Source organism: Oceanotoga sp., assembly GCF_030445905.1.
Classification (GTDB): domain Bacteria; phylum Thermotogota; class Thermotogae; order Petrotogales; family Petrotogaceae; genus Oceanotoga; species Oceanotoga teriensis.
Genome location: NZ_JASUSU010000006.1, coordinates 57834 through 78813 on the forward strand (window position 1 = coordinate 57834; position 20980 = coordinate 78813).

Here is a 20980-nt window from a genome sequence, read left to right on the forward strand (position 1 = left end):
ATGAAAAAAATTATAACAACTATTTTATTATCAGTATTCGCACTAAGTATGGCTTTTGCAGTTACAGGAAAAGAAGTTCTCGATATGGTGAAAGATGAACATGATGATTTTGATAGCCAAAAATCGCAAATAACAATGAAACTTATAGATGCCAATGGAAATGAAAAAGCAAGAGAGTTCGATATGTTCTTATTAAAAGAAAATGATGATTCTTTAGCTTTAGTTAGATTTAATACTCCAGCTGAAGTTAAAATGATAACTCTATTGACATTATCAGATGATGAAATATATATATATATGCCTGCATATAGAAAAACGAAAAGAATATCAGGTGGAGCAAAAAATGGAAATTTTGTAGGATCTGATTTAAAATATTCAGATATTTCATTATTATATAATGAAAAATCAGGAGATTATACATCAAATTTGTTAGAAGATAATAATAATTTTTATAAAGTTGAAATAATTCCTGAAGATGAAGATACAGATTATGGAAGAATAGTAGCTATTGTAGAAAAAGAAAATATGCTTATAAAAGATGTTGATTTTTTTAATCAAAAAGATGAACATATAAAGACTATGAGTTTTACAAATTTAAAAGATTTTGAAGGACATAAATTATATTCACATATAGAATTAACAGACTTAACTTCAAATCATTCAACAGTATTAGATATAAAAAAAGCAGACTTTGATATTGGAATTACAAATAGATTTTTTAATAAAATGAATATATCAAAACCAGTTTTAAGAATACAATAAGGGGAGGATAAAAGATGAAAAAACTTTTAATAACTTTAGTCACTGTCTTAACTTTAGCAACAGCTTTCTCATTTAATGGAACATTAGATTATCTATATGGTTATAATTTTTCTGAAGATGCTTCAACAACATATCAAGGGTTAAAAACGACAATTGATCTTGAAAAACAAGTTGGAAGTATATACTTTAAGACTACTGGAGATCTTGTTTCAATAAATATAGGAAAAATGCCAGATATGATGGGAAATTATTTAGGAAAATATAATACATATTTCAATAGTTTAAGCAATATATCAGAACCATATTTTTTATACAATATAAATGAAGCTTATGCATCTATTTATATGAATTATGGTACTTTAAAATTTGGAAGATTTTTACCAGCAACAGGTAGTTCAACACTCTATAGTCCATCAGTAATTTTAGCAGCACATGATTTAATAAATCCTTTTGAAAACAATAAAGCTATTGCAATCGATGGATTAAACTATACAGGATTTTTAGGAAACTTTGCATATGAATTAAACTTTATTCCTAAAACAAATGATGATATACCATCAGCATTGTTGTATCCACAAGCTTTAACAAATGAAATAAACAGAGGGGTTAATGAAAATATAGCTACTGAAGCGAAAAATGCAAAAGAAACTTTAAATAAAAAAGCATCAGCAATAGAAAGTACAGATCCTATGACAGCAGCTTATATAAAAAGTATTGCAAAAATAATTCCAACAGAATATGTTGTAAAAGATATTGAAAAAACATATGAAAATGAAGATAAATTAAATTTAGCAAATTCAAATTATTCAGCAAAAGTTTCAACAAGTATTATGAATTTTGATGTTAAATTGGGTTATGCTTTCGATCATTATAAATTTTTAGTACCAAAAACGATAGATTATAAATATGATAAATTGGGTGAAGCAACATCAACAGTTCAATATTATAGACCTTATAGAAATGTTGTTACATTAGATTATCAAGGAGTTTCAAACTTTATTGATTCAATTTCATACCATGGAGAAGCAGCTTTGATAATTCCAGAAAATGAAAATGTAGAAGTTAATATAGAAATTCCAACATATGACAAAGATTTAAAACCAATAGTAAAAAAATCAAAAGAAGATGTACAAATATTCGAAAAAGCTTATGTAAAAACAGTACTTGGAGCAGAATATACAAAAGGTGAAGATTTGACTTTAGGTGCAGAATATTTCAATGGTCTTCCAAATGAAGAATTTAAAGATAAAATTTCAATGGGTGGAGATTTATATATAAAATCAAATATAAAAGATTTTGCAGTTGAAGGTGCTGGAATAGTAGCATTCTCAAAAATAAATGATGAATGGAAACCTGGATATCAATTAAAAACCAAACTCTCTTATAAGGGAATAGATAATTTCGAACCTTCTATAGTTTTGAGCTATGCATATGCTGAAGATGATGCACATGCTTTGAATGCTATGGAGAGTTTAAATTCAGTATCATTTGTGTTTAAAGCTTACTTTTAAGTTCTAAAAAAACACGGGATTTAATCCCGTGTTTTTTTTTATTTTTTATTAATTACTAATTAAAGTAGCACTTGCCGTTACTTTTAATGTAAAAAGAGTATCGAGTGAATCATCAAATTCTATCTTTGACCATTCTTGATTTGTTTCATATTTTTTTCCATCCATCACTATATTGATTTTATCTATTTTATAATTTTCAAGTGTGGTTACATGAATCAATATATATTCATAATTATCAATAGGATACCATCCAATATTATCTATACCGGTGTTTTTAAATGTTGAAAAAGAAAAATTATAGAGAGTCCATTGAGCATAAGCTGTTATATCTTTATCTATAATTGTTAATGCATCGATGTTGTAGCCTTTTCCATCAGGATTTGAATCCCAATGATCAAATGCTAAGCGACCTCTTTTAGGAGGTTCGGGAAGATTTATTATAGGTTGACCTTTTTCTATTTTGATGGATTTTGGATTGGCTTCAACATAGCCACCATTTTTATCAAGTATAAAATATGATATAATTTATTTAACCTTTAGAAGGAGGAAGAATTATGTATACTAATGAAAAAGTTGAACCAAGAGAAAGAAAATATTATGATGAATCTTTTAAAATTAAAACTCTTGAAGATTTAAAAAATGAGTACAAAAAGCTTGAAAATATGAATTTGAATGAAGAAAAAGAAGTTATAAAATTCATAGAAATTAAAGATGAACTTGAATCTATAATTTCTGAAGAGATGGCTTGGAAATATATAAAAATGTCATGTAACGCAGATAAGCCAGAAATACAACAGGAATTCAATAGATTTTATTCACAAGTGATAGCTCCTTCGGCAAGTTATGATTTTAAATTGAAAAAACAATTATATGATTCAAAAGGATTTAAACAACTTGATCATAAATATGATCATTTGAAGAATCTCATATCTAATTCTATAAATATATTTAGAGAGAAAAATATAGAATTAAATGCAAAAGAACAAGAAATAAGTAGTAAATATGGAGAAATAATATCCAAAATTATTATAAATTTTGATGGTGAAGAAAAAACTTTATCTCAAATGGGAATATATTCTAAAAATCCAGATAGATCTATAAGAGAAAAAGCATTTATGAAATCATCAAAAGCAATTATAGAAAAAGAAGCCGAAATACAAGAAGTATTTGATCAATTATTAAAATTAAGAATAAATATGGCAAAAAATGCAGATTATGATAATTATAGGGATTATATGCATAAGGCAAAAGCAAGATTTGATTATACTCCTGAAGATTTATTTGAATTTCATGAATCAGTTGAAAAAGAAGTAATTCCATTTTTAAAAGAACTTTCAGAAGAAAGAAAACAAAAATTAGAAATAGAATCGTTAAGACCATGGGATATGAATGTTGATTTGGATGGAAAAATATTAAAACCATTTAAAAATAATGAAGAATTTGTTGAAAAAGCCATTAAAATTTTATATAAAGTAGATCCTCAATATGGAAAAAAACTTGAAATGATGAAAAATAGTGGTCATTTAGACCTTGAAAATAGAAAAGGAAAAGCTCCCGGTGGATATTCTTATCCTTTAAGTGAAAGTGGAGGTTCTTTTATATTTATGAATGCAATAGGACTAAACAATGATGTTAGAACACTTTTACATGAATCAGGCCATGCAATGCATGCTTTTGCCGCTCAAGACATAAGAATATCAGAGTACAGAGATGTACCAAGTGAAGTTGCTGAATTAGCCTCTATGTCTATGGAACTTTTAACTTTAGATTATTTATCTGAATATTATGATGAAAATAATGACTTAAAAAAAGCTAAGAGAGATCAATTAGAGGGTACTTTAAAGACATTACCTTGGGTAATGATAATAGATGCATTTCAACATTGGATTTATACAAATCCTAATCACACAGTACAAGAAAGAAATGAATACTTTGCTTCATTAGTTGATAGATTTGATGAGGGAATAGATTGGTCAGATCTTGAAAAAGAAAAACAAATAAAATGGATGAGACAATTACATGTATTTGAAGTTCCTTTTTATTATATAGAATATGCGATGTCTCAATTGGGAGCAATAGCAATATACAAAAACTATAAAGAAAATGGAAAAAGTGCTATAAAAATGTATGATGATTTTTTAAAACTCGGATATTCAAAGGGAATAAAAGATATATATGAAACGGCTGGAATAAAATTTGATTTTTCAAGAGATTATGTAAAAAGTCTTGTCGAATTTATAAAAGGAGAGCTTTCAAATATATAGATGAAAATATTAGTTGATGCAGATGCATGTCCCGTAAAAGAAATAATAATAGAAATAGCAAAAAAGTTTAATATCAATGTAAATATGTATTTTGATGAATCACATATTATAAATTTTGAATACTCAAAAAATATAGTTGTTGCAAGTGGAAAAGATTCTGCAGATTTTAAAATAGTTAATGATTCCAATGATGGAGATATAGTTGTTACAAATGATTATGGACTTGCATCAATGGCTTTAGCAAAAAAAACTTTTTGCATAGATTTTTATGGTAAAATAATAGATGAAAATAATATAGATATACTTATGATGAAAAGATACTTAAATCAAAAACAATTAAAAAAGCATAAGAGAATAAAAGGACCGGCGAAAAGAACTTATGAAAATGATGAAAAATTTAAAGAAATTTTTTTAAATCTTATCAAAAAAAGAATAATCTGATTTTTATATCAGATTGTTCTTTTTTATTATGTTATAATTATATTAAGGGGGGATATTATGAAAAAATATACTTTAATTATTAGTATATTATTGATTTTAGTTACTTTAAAAGCATATTCATATGAAGAACTCAAACAAGAATTTTTACATGCAAACTCATATAGAATTTTTGATGAAATGAAAAATATAATAGAAAAAACTGCAGAAGAGACAAAAAATGCAAATATTATGGCTTTAAATGCCGAAGCTATGACAGAAATAGCTAATTGGGGATATCAAGAAAATAAAACAAGAAAAGAATTATATGAAAAAGCAGTTGAAAAAGCAAAAAAAGCAGTTGAAATTGAAAATAATACATATACTAACTATGTCGCTGGAGCAGCAGTAGGAAGATTAGCACAATTCAGTGGAATATTTGAAAGTATGTTTTTACTTGGAGATTTTGATAAATATTTTAAGCAATCCATAGAGTGTGATTGTAAAAATTATGGTTCTTTAGTAGCTATGGGGATGAGATATAGAGATACACCTTGGCCGATGAAAAATGATAAAAAGGCAGAAGAATATCTTTTAAAAGCCCTTGAGGCAGAACCAGCTTATATTAATACATATTATGAACTTGGAATATTTTACAAAAATAAAAATGATAAAGAAAAAGCGATAAAGATGTTTAATAAAGTTATAGAATTACCACCACATGAAAATTGGATAATTCAAGGAAAAGAAGCAAAAAAAATGTCAAAGATAGAATTGGAAAATCTTCAAAAATAATAAGAGAGAGTTTAAAACTCTCTCTTATTATTATTTTTTATTTTTATTTTTTTTAACCTCTTTATTAGATTCAAAACAGGTTATATACATAGATTTAATTTCACTTATTAAAGGATATCTTGGGTTTGCATTTGTACATTGATCATCAAAAGCATGTTCTGACATTTCATCGAGTTTAGTATAAAATTCTTCTTCTGAAACACCAGCATCTTTAATAGATTCTGGTATATCTAAATCTTTTTTCAATTTTTCAATTTCATCTATAAGTTTTTGAACCTTTTCATCTAAAGTATTTCCACCTAAACCAAGATAATCTGCCACTTTAGCATATCTTTCTTTTGCAAGAGGATATTTATATTGTGGAAAAGCAGTTTGTTTAAGTGGTGCATCGGTTGAATTATATTTAATAACTTCTGTTATCAATAAAGCATTAGCTAATCCATGAGGAACATGAAAAGCACTTCCGAGTTTATGTGCCATAGAATGACATACACCTAAAAACGCGTTAGCAAAAGCCATTCCAGCCATTGTTGAAGCATAATGTACTTTTTCTCTTGCTTTTATATCAGTTTGACCATCATTATAAACTCTTCTTAAATATTTAAATAAAATTCTTATAGCTTCTAAAGATATACCATTTGTATAATCTGTTGCAAAAACTGATACATAAGCTTCTAAAGCATGAACAAGTGCATCAATACCAGAATAAGCTGTTAGTTTTTTTGGCATGGACATTACAAGTTCCGTATCTATTATTGCCATATTAGGGGTTAGTTCATAATCTGCAATAGGATATTTTACTCCAGTTTTATCATCTGTTACTACTGCAAAAGGAGTTACTTCTGAACCAGTTCCAGATGTTGTAGGAATTGCAACCATTGAAGCTTTTTTTCCTAAATGAGGGAACTTATAAACTCTTTTTCTTATATCCATAAATCTGAGAGCTAAACCTTCAAATTTAACTGTTGGATCTTCATACATTAACCACATTATTTTAGCGGCATCCATAGGAGAACCACCACCCATGGCAATTATAACATCCGGTTTAAATACATTCATTATACTTAAACCTCTTTCAATAGTATCAATTGTTGGATCTGGCTTAACCTCAAAAAATACTTCGAAATCTATATTCATTGATTCAAGAACATTTGTAATTTTATCTGTATATCCTGACTCGTATAAAAATTTATCTGTTACTATGAAAGCTCTTTTTTTATCATTTAATTCTTCAATAGCTTGTGGAAGACAACCATATTTAAAATAAATTTTTGGTGGAACTTTAAACCAAAGCATATTTTCCCTTCTTTCAGCGATAGTTTTTGTATTTAAAAGATGTTTAACACCAACGTTTTCGCTTACAGAGTTACCACCCCAAGAACCACAACCTAGCGTTAAAGAAGGTTCAAGTTTAAAATTATAAATATCTCCAATTGCTCCCTGTGAAGAAGGCATATTTATTAAAACTCTTCCAGTTTTTAATTTAGAACCAAAATAATCAATTCTATCTTTGTTTAATTGATCTGTATATAGAACAGATGTATGTCCCATTCCACCAAATTCTACAAGACTTACGGCTTTATCAACAGCTTCTCTAAAATCTTGTGCTTTATACATTGCAAGAGTAGGAGAAAGTTTTTCATGTGCAAATGGCTCTGATTCTTCAATTTTAGAAGCCTCTCCTATAAGTACTTTGGCAGTTTCAGGAACTTTAACTCCAGCCATAGCAGCTATTTTAAATGCTGGTTGTCCTACGATATCTGGATTTAATCTTCCATCTTTTATTAAAACATTTCCAACTTTATCTTTTTCATCTTTGCTTAATATATAAGCGCCTCTATTTAAAAATTCTTTTTTTACCTCATCATAAATTTCATCTAAAACTATAACAGATTGTTCTGATGCACAAATCATACCATTATCAAATGTTTTACTCATCAAAACAGAATTAACAGCCATTTTTAAATGACATGTTTCATCTATTATTGCAGGTGTATTACCAGCACCAACACCTATAGCAGGATTACCAGAAGAATAAGCAGCTTTTACCATTCCAGGACCACCTGTTGCAAGTATTAAATTAATATCTTTATGATGCATCAAATACTGACTCATCTCTATAGAAGGTTCGTCAATCCAACCAACTATAAATTCTGGAGCTCCTGCAGCTATTGCAGCTTCTAAAATTATTCTTGCTGCTGCTATAGTAGATTTTTTTGCTCTTGGATGCGGAGAAAATATTATAGCATTTCTTGTTTTTAAAGCTAATAAAGCTTTAAAAATAGCAGTTGAAGTAGGATTTGTTGTTGGAACTATTCCTGCTATTATTCCAAGAGGTTCAGCAACTTTTTTAATACCATAAGTTTTATCATCGACTATAACACCACATGTTTTTTCATCTTTGTACTTATTATATATATATTCAGCTGCAAAATGATTTTTTATAACTTTATCTTCAGTGATACCCATTCCTGTCTCTTTTACAGCTTCTTTAGCTAACCAAATTCTATAAGAATTTGCTGAAATAGAAGCTCTTCTAAAAATTTCATCAACTTTTTCTTGTGGGAAAGTTGCATAAATTTTTTGTGATTCTTTAACTTTTTGTATCAACTTTTCAAGTTTTTCTACTGAATTAACCTTTTCAATACTCATAGTTAAACCTCCTTAAAGGTAGATAATAACTTTTATTATCGAATAACATCAAAAATTGTCATTATATAACTGATTTCATTTATATTTTATATTATATTGATTAAGTTATTTATATCACATATGTAAAAAAATAATGAAATTTTTCACAATATAACTTGTGAATAAAATTACAATTATATATATTAAAATTATTTTTTCTTGACAAAAACAAAAATTAATTGTATAATTACAAGTAGAAGTACTTGTTGTTGGAGGCGATAGTATGAGTATGATGGAAAATGTTAAAACAAACTGGGTAGAGATTCATAATTTCATAAAAAAAGGTTATTCTTATGAAGAAATTGTAGAAATTATGAAAGCAAGAAATATAATGATATCTAAAAATAGTATTTCAAAATACAAAAAAGAATTAGAGAAAATTTTTGAAGAAGAATCAAAAAAAGAGAAAAAACTCAAAGAATATGAGAAGGAAAAGAATTCTGAAATACTTAAGAAAATAAGAAGACTTGAAGAAAAAATGGAACAATTTGAACATAAAACGAGTAAAAAAATTTCAGATCTTGAACTTGAAATGAATCCGTCTGTTTTTGCGGATGAAAGAGAAGGAAATTTTATAATACCTTATAGAAATATGAATCCAAAAGAAAATTTTACATTTAGACTTCCATCTGAAGTAAAAGAGATGTTAAAAGAACTTTGTGGAGATGGAGCTAAAAATAAAGGTCTTTTAGACTTATCAAGAAATGAATTTATAACTGGATTGATAGTAGATTTTTATAAGAATTTTAAAAAAAACAATAATGAAAAGTAATTTCATTATTGTTTTTTATTTTTATCTTCAAAACCTATTCTTTCAAATTTTGACCAACCCATAGGTTTTTTCAGAGAATTATTAAAAGCATTTAATCTTACAAAACTCATGAACTGTCTTGGACCAAAATTTTCTAAGAATGAAAAAAGAATTAACAAAAAAGTTTCTTTTTTACTGAAATAATTAACTTCATCTTCGGCTATTATTAGAGAAGCTAAAGAAGTTGTTACACCTATAAATATTGTTGTTAAAAACAATAAAAAACCCATTTTCAAACTTAAAATATTAAAAAATCCTGCTAATACTATCATAAGATATCCTTGTATTTCTATTAAAGGTCCTATTAATTCAAATATAAAAAAATAAGGAATAGATATGAATCCCATTTTTCCATATCGTGGATTAAACATTAGATTTCTATGAAAAATCAAAATATCTATAAGACCTCTATGCCATCTATCCCTTTGTTTATAAAGGTTTAAATAGCTTGGTGGTACTTCAGTCCAACAATTGGCATTGTATGAATAACCTATTTTATGTTTAATTTTTTTATCATACATATCTCTATTGATTCTTACTACAAGTTCCATATCTTCACCAACTGTATCTTTCTTGTACTTTCCTTGTTCAGATAAATATCCTCCAGCTTCTATAATTCTTTTACGATTAAAAAGACCAAAAGCTCCAGAAATTATCAACATTGAATTTATTCTTGCCCAGCCGAGTCTTCCTGCCATGAAAGATCTTATATATTCAACAGTTTGAAATCTTTCTATTGTTTTGAATGGTAGATTTATTTTTTCTATATATCCTTTACTAACTTTACAGCCATTCAAAGGTAAGATATTTCCACCAATTGCTATCATTTCATGATCTGTATCCATTTTTAAACTTGTTATTTTTAAAAGTGCATCAGATTCAAGTATAGAATCTGCATCTATTCCACAGAAGAATTCTTTTTTTGATATATTTAAACCAGTATTCAATGAATCGGCTTTTCCACCATTTTCTTTATCTACCACTATTAGTTTTGGAATAGATTTATTTATATATATACCTCTTATAGGTTTTGTATTCAAATTTTTATTTAATATATAATCTGTTTTTTCAAGATTAAAATAATCTATCAACTTTTCAAGAGTATCATCTGTTGAACCATCATTAACTACTATAACATCATAATCAGGATACTGTAAGTTTAAAAGTGCATTTGTACTTTCTATTATTATTTCTGTTTCATTATAAGCTGGAGCTATTATTGATATACCTGGAAGAATTTTAAAAGTATAAAGTAAACCTTTAAACTTTAAATTCCACATTTTTTCTTGATGAAGTTGTTCAAAGTATGAAATTATTACAAGAATTAAATAAATTGCATTTAATATTACGACATATATTATTAAATACCAATTAAAATCATATATATATAATTTTAAACCTTCAATAAAAGTTATATCTGGAATTATTTTTCCATGCCTTAATACAAATAATAAAGGGAAAAATGTAAAAACACCTATTAAAATTTTAATTAAATTTTCGATTTTATCTTTTTCTCTTTTAGTATCTTTTTTTGGAGGCTTTTGTATAATTCTTTTTAATGAAAGCTCATTTAAAATTCTTTTATTTATATATAATTGAAACTCTTTTTTTATGTATTCATTTTTTTTAATTGCTTTTTTTAAATAAGGCAAAATAATTCTTTCAATTGGAATATTTTTATTTTTATTTAAAAAGTCTATTGTATCTCCTATTACATCACTCAACATTATGTTATATATTAAATTTGCATATTTATCTTTTTCGTTCGTTAATAATTTAAAGAAAAAATATTCTATCTTAATTGATATTACATTCGCTAAATTTTTTTTAATTTTATTGTTTTTTTCATTTTCAAATATATCTATTAAATACTCTAAAAATTTAGGGTTTTCTCTAAGAATATTAGAAAGAGAATATATGGCGTATTCATAAGTTTCATCATTTTCTAAAAATGGAATTAATTGATCTATATTTTCTTTTGTATTTATTTTAGAAAGTGTTTTTATTACAGTTTTTTGTATTTGCAAATCTTTATTGTATAAATAATATGCATCATTTAATATGTTAAAATAATTTTTTGAAAGACTTTGAACAGCTGCTCTTGATATTTCTATATTTTCGTCTCTTGATTTTGATATTAAATAACTTTTTAACTTTGTATCCATATAATGTGATGCAAAATATATTATCATCATTTGTATTTCTATTTCTTTTCTGTCCAATATAGTTAGTATATAATCATGAAAATCATTTTCAAACTTTGACAACATTACTTGAATTTTTTCCTTGTAAGGTTTTGGAGAGTTTATAAGACTTTCAACTAAAATAGGTATAGAATTTTTATTATGTATTTTATATAAAGAGTAAGCTATATATAATTTTATTATATAATCATTTTCATTTTCAAATTTTTCTTCTAAAACTAAGCGACATTCCTCAGTTCCTATTTCTCCGAGATAAACTATGGCTTGTATTAAATTACTTTTAATTTTTGAGTTTATTCTTTTTATATATTTTTTTTCTATATCATATTTTTTTATTAATTCCATGAATTCTTTTTTTGTTTTTTCATCGATCATTATAGATTGATTCATTTGTGCATATGCTTGCATAAAGTATTTAGGTTCTTCAATTTTAATTTCAAGGGGATTATTTATATTTTTTGATATTAAATTTTGCATATTATTTAATTTAATTCTTTGATATTTTTTTAAATATTTTTCTAATATAATCCCTATTATCAAAAGGGTATCGATTATGGCAAAGAATATAAAAAGATTTATTATTATTTGTTTATCTAAAATCATAAAAATTCAACTCCTTATTTTATTTTTTATTATTTCAAGGAGTTCACCAGTTGAATAAGGTTTTTTAAAAAAATAACTTATATCTAAAGCATAGGCTCTTTTGACATTTTCATAACTTTTTTCATAATCTATTATTATATACATTATTTCTTTTAAAGAAGAGTATTTTATCATCTCTTCTCTTACACGAAAACCATCTATTTTTGGAAGCATTATAGACGTTATTACAAGATCTGGAAAGTTTTCTTTTATTAATTTTAAAGAGGTTTCTCCATCTGAACAAGTAAAAACGAGATAACCAAGATTTTCAAGTAATTCTTTAAGGGTTTTTTTATGCATTTCATCTGTGTCTACTATTAAAATCTTTCCTTTAGTATCTACAAATTTTTTGAGCATGGCATCTGAATAAACCATATTCATTCCTGTATTCTTAGCTATTTTAAGCCTTATCATTGCAAGATTATATATTTCATCTACCATTTCATCAGATATTAATCTATTATCTTTTATTTCATCGGTTTCAACTACTGCGACAGATACAGTTATATGTTCTATAAATCTTTCAGATAAAGATATTGTATTTCTTATTTCATCTGCAATTTCATAAGCCTTTTCTTTGGATATTTCTTGATCTGATATATAATAGGCAAATAAAGCCCCTTTTAATTTAAAAATATGATCTTGTGGCCTTTTTAAATCTCTTAAAATATAAGAAATTATTTTTAAGGTTTCATCACCAGCATCATTACCATAATCAAAATTTATTTTTGATAAATTATCTGTATCTATGAATATAATATATCCTTTTTCATTATTTTTTTCCATTTTTGCTATTTCTGTATTTAAATAATTGAGAAAATATTTACCATTGTATAATTTTGTAAGAGGATTGATTAAAGATCTTTTATGGATTTTATTTAATTCATCTTCAAGTTTTCTTTTTTCTTCTTTTAAATCTTCGATTTCTTTTTCATTTTTATATATGTATGAATTAAATATTTCTGGGATTTCCATTTCAACAAGTCTTTCTTTTACTATATCTTCAGCTATTATTAAATGTCTTACACCATAATTATGATAAATTATTTCTAAAAATAAATTTAATAATTTTTTTGAACTTGTTTTAGTTTTGATTATTTTATTATCTTTTATTTTTATTTCTGTGGATTTAAAAATATTTAAAAAACTCAATCCATAAGATTTTATATATAATTCTATTATTTCATTTATAGTGTTTAAAAATATATCATTTTTATTGTCTATATTCTTATGAAAATTTAATTTTCCACATTTAAGATCTTTTAAAATTTCTAAATATAGATTTATATTTTCTTTTATAATTCCTCCATATGTCGGTAAAATCATTTGGATTTGCAAGTCTTTTAGTTTAAAATAAATATTTTCAAGTAAATCTTCTGAAGATATAAAATACTCGAGATATGATTTTATATATTTAATAGAATTTTTATTTGAATAAATTGAGAATTCTTTATTAAAACAAGAAAAAATATTTCCACTGAAAAGGAAATCATTATAAACACATATAAAATTTTCTGGATGAGGTGTATAAGGTATGGGCAAAAATTTCAATTGTTCTCCATTTTTCAAATTTAAATTATTTTTATTTTGATTTATAAAATAAAATTCGGATTTTAAATTGAATAATTTTATTGATTCACCAGTACGCCAATGTGTTATTATTTTACCTCTAAAACCATTGTCTTCAAATTTGTTAATTGCAGAACAATTTGAAGTATCTCTCAATACTATATAATCTAAATCCTTGATTTCAGACATTTCTGAGATTGATTTTTTTATAGAATCAAATTCTTTAATAGATCCACAACCAAAAAGTATTTTTTCTTCATCAAAATTTAGAAGATAAATATTGTTTTGAAGATGATTTATTAATTTATCATTTCCAATTCTAAATATATGATCATTTATTTTATATATCATAGTAACTCCTCAATAATTTTAATTTATTAAATTATATCAAAATAGGGGCGATAGAGCCCCTATTATATAAAATGATTATTTCAACATTAATGTATAATATAATATTCCGGAATTTCCTGCCGCTAAGAGCATTAAAATTTTATTTTTATTATTTTGAAATGATTTAGTTTCTATGAAATTAGGAGATGCATCATATAGATTTTCTACATCTTTATAAACAGGATCTTCTTCATTCAATATTTCTGTTCCAATTAAATTTAGACTATTATTATCTAAAATTATTTCATGAATACTAAAGCCGGAAGATATTTTTTTATCTATATCTTCATAAAAGAATGTATTAAAAGCAATTTTTTTATCATTAATTAATGAATATGAAACGCCATTAGAAGTTATTTTATTTCCATTCAATTCATCAAAAGTCATTTTTTTATTGCTCATATAGGAATAGTATCCAAACCCATTTTCTGACATTGAATATAAGAAATTAAAATTATCTGGCCAATAATTGCCAAAGAATTGTACAGTTGCTTTAGCTTCTGTATAGTTACCATTTTTATTTCCAAATCTTCCTATATCTTGAATTTTTTCTATTCTTGTTTCTCCATTGTTTAATCTGAATAATGTTCCATTATCTCCAGATATTCCATAAATATAATTATCATATTTTGCAAGGTCTTTTATATCATCATATGAAATTATATAATTTACTTTGTTTAGCTGATTGTTATATGCTGCTAGACCACCATATCTTGCAAGGGTGACATAATAAAATTATTCATAAGATATACCTGTTACTGTATTAGGTGCAAGCAATAAATCATCCGCATCTTTCATATTCCATGAGCCCGAATTTATATCTTTTGCATCTGATATATCATTTTTTACAAGTCTTAAATTATTTTCTATTTGATTTTTTATAGTAGTTTTATTCAAGCTAGTTTTATTAAAATAATCAAATTTACTTATAAAAGGTACTGAAACATTATCATCATTTAAAATATTTCCACCAAATACAATTTCATTTAATTTTTTATTATAATAAAGTGTATTTATATCAGCATTATTAAATTTTATTTCTGTAAATATTTTTGGATTATTATCATTTGAAAAATCTATTATTTGAATGGCACCTTTTGCATCTTCTCCAGCAAGATTATAAGCTATAAACACTATATCATCATCATTTTTGTTCATAATTATATCATTTGCTTGTACATTTACGCCATCAATTTCAACAGGTTTTATATTTCCTCTATAATTAAGATTTATACCTGCATGAGTATTACTTTTTGTTGTTTGTAGGGTTATCGTAGAATCTTGCGTTTCAATTTCTTGTTCTTCTAAGTTTATATCGATTTTATCAAATTTTGCATCATATCTTTTATAGTCTTGTTTTTTTGGCACACAAGATACAAATAATATGGATATTATTGTAAGCATCGATATCAATAATATTTTTTTCATTTTTTTCACCAACCAATTTAAAAATTAATTTTTATAAATATTTATTATTTCATCTAAAGGTTTTTCTTGATAATCGAATCTTAAAATGAAACTAACATTTTTATTTAAAATATTTTTGTATTTTAGATGAAATATTAATTGACCTTTTCCATCATTACCATCTTTATCATAATAAATGTCAAAATTATCAGAGTTTAAACCATCTACAGATGTATATGTCATATTGTTTTTAGAAATAAAACCATCTTCGATTATATATATTCCAAGATATTTATTCTCGCCATTAAAAGATTTTGAAAATGTTGATCCCATTTTTAAATGAATTCCTTTTTCGTTTCTTGAAATATTAGGTGATACTATTGATTTTTCGTATTCTTTAGTATCTATTTCTTCTATTTTAGTAGGAGTATTTTCAAAATGTTTGAAAATTCCAAGCTCACTTGAAAAAAGACTATTTTCTTCTAAATATATAAAATTTAGTCCAACATTGCTTATATTTTCTTTGAATTCAATTTTTTTTGAAATTTTTTCAAAGTTATTGAAATTTGTATAATAATCTTTTGATTTTTCTAAGTTTGTGTATGTAACTTCATAATTATATTTTATGGAATAAAAAAGTACTCCAGCATTTCCAGCAGCTGCAAAAGCATATTTATCAGTGTATTCTAAAAGTCCATCTTTTTTATTATAATTTCTAACATATACAAAATTAGGTGATGCATTTTTTATTTCAGAACCATATTTATCAGAAGTAAAAATTTCAGATCCTACATTTTCAACTTTAAATTTTATTTCGCCATTTTCAACTATTAATTTAGGATAATAAATTTTAAATCCTGATTCTGTACCATTTGTATAAGATGCTAATATCAATCCTGGATCATAAGAAATGCTATTTACAGTATAATTATTTTCTTCAAATTTTGAATTTGTTTCATCAATTGGATTTAAGGTTTGAACTTCAAATCCGTTATTCCCGAGTGAATAGGCAAAAGTTCCATTTTCTATTATTTCTAGAGTTGCTTTTCCATCTGTATCAAAAACTTTTGAATTTATTTCAGATGATGAACTTAAATCTGAATTTATTTGATATATAACTCCTTTTTCACCTGATAATGCGTATATTTTTTGGTTTGAGATTTTCATATCTTTTATATCTTGAAAATCTTTGCTATTTTTTAAATGATTTAAATTTGAGTCTAATTTTATTAAACCACCTTTTTTAGCTATAGACACAAAAATATCGGAATTTAATTCTACAATAGAAGTTACAACATTATATTCATCGAATATTATTTCAGATTCAATATTATTTATATGATTTACATATCTTATACTATTTACTATATTTTCAGCATTTATATCACTTAAATCAATTTTACCAACTATTGGTTCAGTATTTCCATTTTGCATTTTTGTTATCCCACCGAATATTATTTCATCAGTATTTTTATTATATTCAATTGCATTGATTTCATGAGATGAGAAAGTAATTCTGTAATCAACAACAGGTTTGTTTGGGTTTGATACATCTATTATTTGAATAGCTCCTTTTACATCATCTCCGGCAGTATTATAAGCTATTACTGAATAGTTATCATAAGATGTTATATCATTTGCCTGTACTTTTACATCTTCTACCATCATTGAATTTATTTTTGCTTTATAATATATTTGATAATTGTCATCATTATCTCTTGATTTCGATTCTTCAATATAAGTTACAGCATTTTCTGGATTTTTTATTATCGTTATACTACCATATTGTGTTATGTCTTCATTAAATTCTTTTTTCTGTGGAAGACATGATACTAAAAGAATAGATGTTATCAAAATAGTCATTATTAAATAAATTTTTTTCATATAAACCCCTCCCTAATTAATAGTCTTTATTAAATTATACTTAATATATGTATACAAGTCTATTTGAAAGTAACATATTTAAATAATTTAAGTAAAATATAAGTAACGATAAAATTACTATTTTTTGTTATGGAAACTTAATCGTTACTTATATGAAAAACAAAAAATTGATATAATATATTGAAATCTTAAATTGAGTATACAAAAGGAGGGAAATATGAAAAAAAGTTTTTTGATTTTATTAGTTTTTATTTTTAGTTTTATAAATGTTTTTTCTATAAATTATGATGAATTGACTCAAGAAGCAAGAGCTTTAGCTTGGAGTGGAGAATATAAAAAAGCTATAAATATATATGAGAATTTAATAAAAGAATATCAAAATAAAGAAGTTTATCTTGATTATTCAAATGCTCTTGCTTGGAGTGGAGATATAAAAAAAGCTATAGATCTTTTAAACTCTTTTGGGGGTGAAGATTCTGATATTGAAATGAGAAAAGCGAGATTTTTTTATTGGAATTTAAATTTTTCTGAAGCTTATAATATATTTTCAAAATATAAAAAAGATGAACTTGAAGAAAGTGATTTAGCTTTCATTAATTGGTATGAAGAATATAAACATTTTTTTATAAAAACTTCATATATCACTGATTTTTTGAAAGAGAATAGGGAGAATCAGTTTAATATATATATGGCTTATAATTATTATGATGTTTTTTCTGTAGCATTAAAATTTGATAATTTCTTTTTTGATGATGAATACAGAGTTGGGAAATCTTTAATAGAATTTTATTATGATGATTTTTTTTCTTTATTGGGTATAAGTCATAATCAATATTATATAGCTGAATTTGGTTATGTTTTTAAACCATTTACTCTAGGGTTTAAATCTACAAAATACCTTGAGAATTATGATGAATTTATAAAAAGTACTTCTGTTAATGGAGGGTATTTTGTTTTTAATTTTGTGTTGGAAAATATAGAGTTTTTACTAAGAGCTAATTTAGATTTTATTTATAAGGATTATTTTTATAAGGATCCTGAAAATGATTTAGTTTTTTCTTATTTGATTGGTAGTACTTATAAAAACTTTGGATTTAAACATTATTTTGATTTAAAAGAGTTGAATAAAAGTTTTATAGAATACAAGGATAATATTTGTGATTTTAATTATTCAATTAGTTTTTATTATGATTTTTTTAAGAAAAATTTTGGAGCGGGTATTTCTTTAGGATACTCTTTTTAATCATAGTATATAAAATACTCCCAAATCCAGAAGCTATTTTCTACAGCTTCTGGATTTATTTTTAAAAAATAAATTTCTTCATTTTGAAGTATTTTTTCATATAATGAATCATTTCTTTGTATATATAAATCTTCTATTACAATCAATTTTTCAATCTTATAATGTTTTTGTTCGTCAATATATACTTTTTTTGTTTTTGAATATAATGAATCTATGTTATTTATAGTTTTTATAAAATATAAATTTTGATTTCTATGCAATATTATTCCACTTTCAAGTGAATAAGAAATTTTATAATTTTTTGAATTAAAGTATTTTAAAAGGTTTTCAAGTCTATTTTCATTAAAATTCAATTTTAATTTATTCTCATGTAAATAATATCCAAAATCTTTTATATAAATCATCGGAACTAAAGTAGCATATTTCGATAATTCAGATTCGTCATAACCTCTGAGTGAATTTTCTTTTTCATCCTCTATGATTGATGAGAAGAGAAAAAGTTTTTTTTCGCCTACGATTTTTTTTAGATTTTTTACGATTTCAATCATTTTTTTATTATTTTGAAAATTTGAATTTAGATTTATCCATTCAAGATCTATTGCAATTCCATCATATTCTATGTTTGAATTTTCTAAAAATTTTAAGTTTTCTTTTGCGATTGTCTCATAATTTTGATATATATATTCAAATTCTTCAGAACCATAACTATCTAAAAACCAAATATATTTTTTTGTTTTTAAATTGTCTAAAAGTGTTTTTAAATTTTCTTTTGAGGTTTTATAAAAGAATAAACTTCCTTTTTTATAAGCGGTTTCTTTTCCTAGGTGTATTATAGTTTCATCATAATTTTTGTTTATATGTTCTGCCATGTTTTTAAAGTATTGTGTATTTTCATCACGAAAAGTTTTTAGCATTATTGAATCATTTGCTATTATAATCCCTTTTGAGTATATTATTGTTTGTATTAATGATAAAAGTATTATTAAATATATACTTTTTTTCATTTTAATAATTTTCTCAAAGTATCCAATTTACCAGAGTATGGAGGATATTTTATTTTTATATCTGGCCAAAATCCTCTTTTCATTATACTCATATTATGGGTGAAAGTTTCAAATGAATATTTACCATGATACCCGCCCATCCCAGATGCACCTACGCCACCAAATGGTAGATAAGGATTAGAAAGGTGCATTATAGTATCATTTATTACGCCCCCACCAAAAATTATATTGTTTAACACTTTTTCTTCTAATTCTTTATCATTTGTGAATAAATATAATGCGAGAGGTCTTGGTTTTTTATTTATTAAGTTTATAGTATAATCTAAATCTTCCCAAACGATTACTGGAAGAATAGGACCAAATATTTCATTTTCCATGATTTTGTCTGTCCATTTTACATTATTTATTATTGTTGGTGATATATATTTTTCTTGTGAATCTTTTTCACCACCATAATATATTTCTGCGTTTTCTATCAATGGAATTAACATATCAAAATGTTTAGAACTTATTATTCTTGGATAGTCTGGACTTTGTTTTGGATCTTGTGAATAAAATTTCTCTATATAATAAACTATTTTTTCAATTAATTCTTCTTTTATATCTTTATGTGCAAGTAAATAATCTGGTGCTACACAAGTTTGACCAGCATTTAAATATTTGCCCCAAGCAATTCTCTTCGCAGTTTTGTCTATGTTTGTGTTTTTATCTACTATACAAGGACTTTTTCCACCAAGTTCTAAAGTTAATGGTGTTAAGTTTTCACAAGCTGCTTTCATAACTATTTTTCCAACGTTTGTACTTCCTGTAAAAAATATATAATCGAATTTTTGGTTCAGTATTTCTTTATTTACTTCTATTTCTCCTTGCCATACTTTTATATAGTTTGGATTGAAATTTTCGTTTATAAGTTTTTCTATTATTTGAGATGTTCTTGGAGAATATTCAGAAACTTTTATAAGTGAACAATTTCCACCTGCCATACTACCTATTAATGGTGCAAATGTTAGATTAAAAGGATAATTCCAAGGCGACATTATTAAAGTAACTCCATATGGAACTTTTTTAATATAACTTTTAGCCGGAAAAGCTGTTATTGGTGTTTTTACTTTTTGCGGTTTTGACCATTTTTTTAAGTTTTTTATAGTGTGGGTTAATTCACTTAAGGTTATTCCTATTTCAGTTTCATAAGATTCAAAAAAAGATTTGTTTAAATCATCTTTTAATGCAACCATTATTTTTTCTTGATTTTTTTGTATTATATCCTTTAATTTTTCTAATTGATTTATTCTGAATTCAATACTTTTTGTTTGATTAGATGAAAAAAATTTTCTCATATTTTCTATGTCAGTTTTTATCTGTTCGATTTCCATAATAATCCCCTCT

Annotated in this window: 16 protein-coding genes; 7 read left to right on the forward strand and 9 right to left on the reverse strand. The window is 24.9% G+C overall.

What is annotated here, in order from left to right; all coding sequences use genetic code 11:
* Both PWP28_RS02965 and PWP28_RS02970 read left to right on the forward strand, forming a co-directional pair.
* Positions 1-762, forward strand: coding sequence for an outer membrane lipoprotein-sorting protein (locus PWP28_RS02965; protein WP_109605490.1), 762 nt, complete (start codon positions 1-3; stop codon positions 760-762).
* A 14-nt stretch (positions 763-776) separates the two neighbouring features.
* Positions 777-2273, forward strand: coding sequence for a hypothetical protein (locus PWP28_RS02970; protein ID WP_308644229.1), 1497 nt, complete (start codon positions 777-779; stop codon positions 2271-2273).
* Positions 2274-2321: 48 nt separating this feature from the next.
* On the opposite strand, the gene PWP28_RS02975 is transcribed toward PWP28_RS02970, so the two are convergent.
* The gene (locus tag PWP28_RS02975) at positions 2322-2492 is read right to left on the reverse strand and encodes a hypothetical protein (protein WP_305081513.1); all 171 of its coding nucleotides are present in this window, start codon (positions 2490-2492) and stop codon (positions 2322-2324) included.
* A 335-nt stretch (positions 2493-2827) separates the two neighbouring features.
* On the opposite strand from PWP28_RS02975, the gene PWP28_RS02980 reads away from it, so the two are divergent.
* From PWP28_RS02980 to PWP28_RS02990, 3 genes are read left to right on the forward strand one after another with little or no spacing between them, the layout of a single operon-like run.
* Positions 2828-4537 carry a M3 family oligoendopeptidase gene (locus PWP28_RS02980; RefSeq protein WP_240597598.1) on the forward strand — a complete coding sequence of 570 codons (1710 nt, stop codon included), beginning with the start codon at positions 2828-2830 and terminating at the stop codon, positions 4535-4537.
* The gene (locus PWP28_RS02985) at positions 4538-4978 is read left to right on the forward strand and encodes a DUF188 domain-containing protein (RefSeq protein WP_109605498.1); all 441 of its coding nucleotides are present in this window, start codon (positions 4538-4540) and stop codon (positions 4976-4978) included.
* A 57-nt stretch (positions 4979-5035) separates the two neighbouring features.
* Positions 5036-5749 carry a tetratricopeptide repeat protein gene (locus tag PWP28_RS02990; RefSeq protein ID WP_308644230.1) on the forward strand — a complete coding sequence of 238 codons (714 nt, stop codon included), beginning with the start codon at positions 5036-5038 and terminating at the stop codon, positions 5747-5749.
* A 30-nt stretch (positions 5750-5779) separates the two neighbouring features.
* On the opposite strand, the gene adhE is transcribed toward PWP28_RS02990, so the two are convergent.
* Complete coding sequence (gene adhE, locus PWP28_RS02995; RefSeq protein WP_308644231.1) at positions 5780-8401, reverse strand: bifunctional acetaldehyde-CoA/alcohol dehydrogenase; 2622 nt, start codon at positions 8399-8401, stop codon at positions 5780-5782.
* Positions 8402-8663: 262 nt separating this feature from the next.
* On the opposite strand from adhE, the gene PWP28_RS03000 reads away from it, so the two are divergent.
* Entirely contained in the window at positions 8664-9212 is a 549-nt protein-coding gene (locus PWP28_RS03000; RefSeq protein WP_109605503.1) for a hypothetical protein, read from the forward strand.
* Positions 9213-9217: 5 nt separating this feature from the next.
* Here PWP28_RS03000 and PWP28_RS03005 read toward each other — a convergent pair whose 3' ends face one another.
* From PWP28_RS03005 to PWP28_RS03025, 5 genes are all read right to left on the reverse strand, one after another.
* Positions 9218-12058 carry a glycosyltransferase gene (locus tag PWP28_RS03005; protein WP_308644232.1) on the reverse strand — a complete coding sequence of 947 codons (2841 nt, stop codon included), beginning with the start codon at positions 12056-12058 and terminating at the stop codon, positions 9218-9220.
* Between the two features lie 6 nt (positions 12059-12064).
* Complete coding sequence (locus PWP28_RS03010) at positions 12065-14017, reverse strand: diguanylate cyclase (protein WP_308644233.1); 1953 nt, start codon at positions 14015-14017, stop codon at positions 12065-12067.
* A gap of 75 nt (positions 14018-14092) precedes the next feature.
* Positions 14093-14458 carry a hypothetical protein gene (locus PWP28_RS03015; protein ID WP_308644234.1) on the reverse strand — a complete coding sequence of 122 codons (366 nt, stop codon included), beginning with the start codon at positions 14456-14458 and terminating at the stop codon, positions 14093-14095.
* A 333-nt stretch (positions 14459-14791) separates the two neighbouring features.
* Positions 14792-15484, reverse strand: coding sequence for a hypothetical protein (locus PWP28_RS03020; RefSeq protein WP_308644235.1), 693 nt, complete (start codon positions 15482-15484; stop codon positions 14792-14794).
* 24 nt (positions 15485-15508) lie between these two features.
* On the reverse strand, positions 15509-17347 hold the full coding sequence (locus PWP28_RS03025) for a hypothetical protein (RefSeq protein WP_308644236.1): 1839 nt from the start codon (positions 17345-17347) through the stop codon (positions 15509-15511).
* Between the two features lie 217 nt (positions 17348-17564).
* On the opposite strand from PWP28_RS03025, the gene PWP28_RS03030 reads away from it, so the two are divergent.
* Positions 17565-18590 (forward strand): tetratricopeptide repeat protein, encoded by a 1026-nt coding sequence (locus PWP28_RS03030; RefSeq protein ID WP_308644237.1) that lies wholly within the window; start codon positions 17565-17567, stop codon positions 18588-18590.
* On the opposite strand, the gene PWP28_RS03035 is transcribed toward PWP28_RS03030, so the two are convergent.
* Positions 18587-19594, reverse strand: coding sequence for a hypothetical protein (locus tag PWP28_RS03035; RefSeq protein ID WP_308644238.1), 1008 nt, complete (start codon positions 19592-19594; stop codon positions 18587-18589). The two genes, PWP28_RS03030 and PWP28_RS03035, sit on opposite strands and share 4 nt — an antisense overlap.
* On the reverse strand, positions 19591-20961 hold the full coding sequence (locus PWP28_RS03040) for an aldehyde dehydrogenase (protein WP_374045479.1): 1371 nt from the start codon (positions 20959-20961) through the stop codon (positions 19591-19593). Before PWP28_RS03040 ends, PWP28_RS03035 begins: the two co-directional genes overlap by 4 nt.
* Between the last annotated feature and the right edge of the window lie 19 nt (positions 20962-20980).

Bases quoted from the DNA above. Each gene is read 5' to 3' on its own strand.
- PWP28_RS02965 (WP_109605490.1), top strand. From the start codon at position 1: ATGAAAAAAATTATAACAACTATTTTATTATCAGTATTCGCACTAAGT.
- PWP28_RS02970 (WP_308644229.1), top strand. From the start codon at position 777: ATGAAAAAACTTTTAATAACTTTAGTCACTGTCTTAACTTTAGCAACA.
- PWP28_RS02980 (WP_240597598.1), top strand. From the start codon at position 2,828: ATGTATACTAATGAAAAAGTTGAACCAAGAGAAAGAAAATATTATGAT.
- PWP28_RS02985 (WP_109605498.1), top strand. From the start codon at position 4,538: ATGAAAATATTAGTTGATGCAGATGCATGTCCCGTAAAAGAAATAATA.
- PWP28_RS02990 (WP_308644230.1), top strand. From the start codon at position 5,036: ATGAAAAAATATACTTTAATTATTAGTATATTATTGATTTTAGTTACT.
- adhE (WP_308644231.1), bottom strand. From the start codon at position 8,401: ATGAGTATTGAAAAGGTTAATTCAGTAGAAAAACTTGAAAAGTTGATA.
- PWP28_RS03000 (WP_109605503.1), top strand. From the start codon at position 8,664: ATGAGTATGATGGAAAATGTTAAAACAAACTGGGTAGAGATTCATAAT.
- PWP28_RS03005 (WP_308644232.1), bottom strand. From the start codon at position 12,058: ATGATTTTAGATAAACAAATAATAATAAATCTTTTTATATTCTTTGCC.
- PWP28_RS03010 (WP_308644233.1), bottom strand. From the start codon at position 14,017: ATGATATATAAAATAAATGATCATATATTTAGAATTGGAAATGATAAA.
- PWP28_RS03015 (WP_308644234.1), bottom strand. From the start codon at position 14,458: ATGAGCAATAAAAAAATGACTTTTGATGAATTGAATGGAAATAAAATA.
- PWP28_RS03020 (WP_308644235.1), bottom strand. From the start codon at position 15,484: ATGAAAAAAATATTATTGATATCGATGCTTACAATAATATCCATATTA.
- PWP28_RS03025 (WP_308644236.1), bottom strand. From the start codon at position 17,347: ATGAAAAAAATTTATTTAATAATGACTATTTTGATAACATCTATTCTT.
- PWP28_RS03030 (WP_308644237.1), top strand. From the start codon at position 17,565: ATGAAAAAAAGTTTTTTGATTTTATTAGTTTTTATTTTTAGTTTTATA.
- PWP28_RS03035 (WP_308644238.1), bottom strand. From the start codon at position 19,594: ATGAAAAAAAGTATATATTTAATAATACTTTTATCATTAATACAAACA.